The sequence below is a fragment of the Oleiphilus sp. HI0123 genome, assembly GCF_001635315.1.
Map to the genome: position 1 here is coordinate 1 of NZ_LWGE01001594.1, position 4,092 is coordinate 4,092.

The 4,092-nt window shown below is 40.5% G+C and carries 3 protein-coding genes; all 3 read right to left on the minus strand.

Annotated elements, in window-relative coordinates; translation table 11 throughout:
- Positions 1–477 precede the first annotated feature (477 nt).
- The gene (locus A3761_RS21395) at positions 478–2,334 is read right to left on the minus strand and encodes a DUF927 domain-containing protein (RefSeq protein WP_082870328.1); all 1,857 of its coding nucleotides are present in this window, start codon (positions 2,332–2,334) and stop codon (positions 478–480) included.
- Positions 2,327–2,536: an AlpA family transcriptional regulator gene (locus A3761_RS21400; protein WP_068567229.1), complete on the minus strand. Its 210-nt coding sequence runs from the start codon at positions 2,534–2,536 to the stop codon at positions 2,327–2,329. Before A3761_RS21400 ends, A3761_RS21395 begins: the two co-directional genes overlap by 8 nt.
- 128 nt (positions 2,537–2,664) lie before the next feature.
- Positions 2,665–3,816 (minus strand): hypothetical protein, encoded by a 1,152-nt coding sequence (locus tag A3761_RS21405; protein ID WP_068552700.1) that lies wholly within the window; start codon positions 3,814–3,816, stop codon positions 2,665–2,667.
- Positions 3,817–4,092 lie beyond the last annotated feature (276 nt).

Below are 4,092 nucleotides of genomic sequence, written 5' to 3' on the forward strand. Positions count from 1 at the left end.
TGGATGAAGAAATATTATCGAAGAGGGATGAGCTTTATCGCAAGATGAAAAGAAAGAACCAAATAAGGTGGTCAAAAGCTACGCGGAACTGGGAGAAAGTGGGTGACGTTAAGTTGAACCCGGAGAAGGAAAAACAAGCAGCTTAAATGCTCAGGCGACAACTACCTTGAAAAACGCCGCTTAGAGCGCCGCAGATGTAGAAGGTTTAAGTGTTGTAATTATCTAAATCCTCCACAAAGACTAGAAGATGATGAAGAGTTGCGTAAGATTGTCGATTCTACAGTTGTATATTGCACTGCTAGCTCAGGTAAAGGACATGCAGATGATGATAGTGAATCGAATCTTCATTTAGTCAAGTACGTGAAATTTGGATCAGGCTTTGATTGACGGGTAACAGGTGGAACAGGGTAATTAGTAATAGATAAGAGGGCTGTGTGGTTGCCCTCTTATTTTTGATGGTGCAACAAGGTAACTTTGTTAGTGAATGTTCCCGCATAGGTCTTCACTGATTTTTAGATAGTAAAGTCGTTGGGTATCACTACCTAGTCGCGTGTTCTTGCTGTTTTTACCAGCATCTTTTTCAACAATACATTCCGATTTATTTAGAGCGGAGATTATTCTTCGAATAGCGTAGCCTCGACAGCTCATTTCTAAACCTGAACTAGTGAACATCCAAATTCTAGCTGACGTTCCATCATCATTCTTAATTTCTTTCCACCATCCAGCACGTTCATGAACTTTGTCATTGAAGTGGCTGAGATTAGTGAACTTGCTATCTCCATATCGACTGATAAATTTATGTATATTTTTTAGTATTTGACTGTCCTCACTAGTGCCGTTTCCCCTGGTGAGCTTCCATTCTTTGAAAAGCATTACTGAAGCGCGAATAGCCGAACCTTCTACCCATGGGAAAATACCAAAATGGGTGGCAAGTTCACCCGCTAACGCTGCAATTATAAATCTATCAGCAGCACGGCTTTCTTGGCCATTCTTACAGGTGACTGAGTTTTTGATGTCTTCAAATCGTTCATGCAACGATTCGACGTCATTCATTTCTAATAACCTGTTTATGAACTCTGGGCCTGCAAATCCGTAGTTTTGATTGCAGTTTTGTTTTAAGTTATCAGAGAAACGTCTACCGCTTTGGTGTTCATGAAGTTGATCAAAAGCACCATACTCACGAGAACAAGTAATATTTAGCAGCCGCATTGAAACACCCGCTCTAGCATTGGATCCAGTAGAAGCGATCAAATCTTCTGGACTAATCTCACCGCTAGAAATAATGCTTTGTCTCCATTTATTTATAGATTGTGACGTCCCTAATTTGGTAGCCCGCTGTTTGCCTAAACCGTTCGCAATTGCATAAACAATTTTGCTTACTTCATTAGCTTCTGCTTCACCCAACTCGTCTAGTATCAACGTTGTATCGTTCCTGTCAGTAGAAACGGATTCTAGACCGTTTGCTGTAGATCTCCATGTCCTCATGAAGTCTTTAGGGTTTCCCCATACAGAGCTTGCTATCGCGAGGCATGTAGTTTTCCCACATGAAGAGTCTCCAAGAAGGTGTAGCCCTCCATTATCTTTATTTAGTAATTTCAGTAGTGGGCCTGCGAGTGCGAAGCTGATAGTAAGAATCATTACCGGATTACCTTCACAATACTTTGCAATGGTATTTTTCCACGTAGATAAAGAGCCTTTTTTGGAATAATCGGACGTGATATTTGGCTTTCCTTGAAAAATATAGCTTTGGTCCCCTAGAGTTTGTTCTGGAAAAACAAAAGCCACATCATTCTTCCAGCCTGTCTGTTGAGCTGCCGTTATACGTCTATGGGGAATTGTTGAATTGATATAAATAGGAATTTTAGACTTTCTAGTGATATTTGTATTAAGTCCTATATCTAAGAGTTGCTCTAAAAGTCGCTCGGTACTGCCTGCTAGCAACCCCATTGGGATTGCTAATTGTTTCCAGTTACCATTGATATCCTTGATTCGTAATAGTCGGCCAAAATTACTGCCTTCATTTGAAGTTATTGCATCGACGTACAAAGGGCCGCAAATCCAATCATCAGACAAGGTGGGTGGCTTATCGTCCTTATTGTATTGGATGTTATGCCAGTAAAGACCAGCAGGTTGGCTCTTAGAGCCTACAGATACTGGGTTGTCGTATACGCGCCAACAAGGTCTACTTTTAGCATTTGGCCACTCATCTGTTCGGGGTGTTTCACTTGTTTCCTGATTATAAGTGGTTGGTGAAACGGGGTGGGTCGCAGAGGAAGAGACAGTTGCCTGTGTTTCCTGAGTTACACACTCAGGGTTCATTATTGGATTAGTCATTTGTAGCACCTTCTGATTCGATGCTTTTTTTAATTTGGGATTCAATCCAAGTTTGAATTTGCCTCTCCTCCCAGCCTACACAGCGCTTTGTTATTCGAATTGATTGGGGAAATTCTTTCTCCTGCATCAAACGATAAACTGCCGCCCGTGAAAGGCCTGTGTAGTCGGTGACTTGTTTTATTCTTAGAATTCTATTGGTCATTTTGGGATCTCCTTAGCTGTATTGAGAATTCACATATATTGTGAAAGCCAAGAGATCCCTTGAATATTGCGATAGGCCGCTTCCTTTATATTGTGAAGCGGGCTAACCGATAGTTATATTGGGAGAAATTAGGGATTTCGTGCTGATTCATACCGAGCAACCTGCCAGTAGTCCTTATCGTCATCCGTAAATTGGATTTCATGAATAGTAATAACTTTATCGGAGCCCATAATGTGGTGGCGCGTTTCTTTCTCTCGCCGATGATTCTCTTCGGAATTTTCTTCCCAACCAGTTATCCGGTTGAGATCAGAATAGTTACATTCACTGCTTGGACACATTGTGTACCTTCCATAATTAGTCGTTTCAAAACTTCTACTGCCTGTAGCTGTACAAGTAGTGGCATTAAAATTATCGTGGATCTCTACTTCTACATGGTTGGTATGATATTTATCTATTGAGTAGATATTCATGTCTGTTTCGGTGCATATTGTGGGCTCTCCCCATGAATCTCTATTATCGAAAGAGACGTATTGTCTGAGCTCCTTTAATTGTGTAACCCAAGTTTGACCAACTAGGTTGATTGTGTAATCGGACTTTAAATCCGATAGTGAAGCACTCATATGATTGACGGCATCTTCTACCGATACTAAGGTTGAAGTATTGGTATATTCACCAATATGTTCCTCTAAATGGCTAGCGAAGCCTTCTGTAGACTGGTCGAATACTTCTGTACCGTAGATTGATTCAAAACTATTGGAAAACTCATTAGCGGTTTCTTCCGTAATGGTAATGCCATTTTCAGGGTAACCATCGGAATCGAGGGTCTGTAATAATCTAGCTAAATTAACAGGCGCATCCGGGTGTAGATATTCTTCTTTCGAAGCAGAGATTACATCTTCAGAATGCCTTACGTAGTTTACATCTAATGGGGTGAAAATCTGTCCGACCGGCCCCGAGGCAACCAACATGCCCCCAATGAAGAACATAATATTCTCATCGGTTTCATTATAAAAATATTCACCATTTTCATTTGTAACGCCACTAGAAGTTATCTCACTTGATGAGTATGGATTATCTTTGTATAGCTTTTTGGAAACGTTGTAGCGTAAGCCTTGAACAGGAGAATCTATAAACCTTCCTGTTAGCAACACTGGTGCATCATCTGTTTCTTCATTGACTAAAGGTGTGGTCGTCCCAGTTTTATCATCATCTCCTTCGAATAAAGAACACCCACTAATTAAAGCTAAAGCACTAGCAGTAAAAACAACTTCTTTTAACATTTATTTTCTTCCCTAAAAGGCTCACAATGGTCGCGAAATTTATCAGATGACGTTAGCAAGTCATATCTGGCAAAAGGCATAGCTAGCTTTAGTTCTATTACTAAAGTTATAGGGACTTACAAAGAGCGAATGTTCATGGAAGAACGAAACAAGGCGTTGATACAGGAAGACTTTTGGCGCGAGAGTGTTGATACGACATTTAAGCAGTTTGGCTTATTCAATACTGTTGCGAATATAACTGCTGGGTTGCTAATCACACTTCTTGTTTATCATATA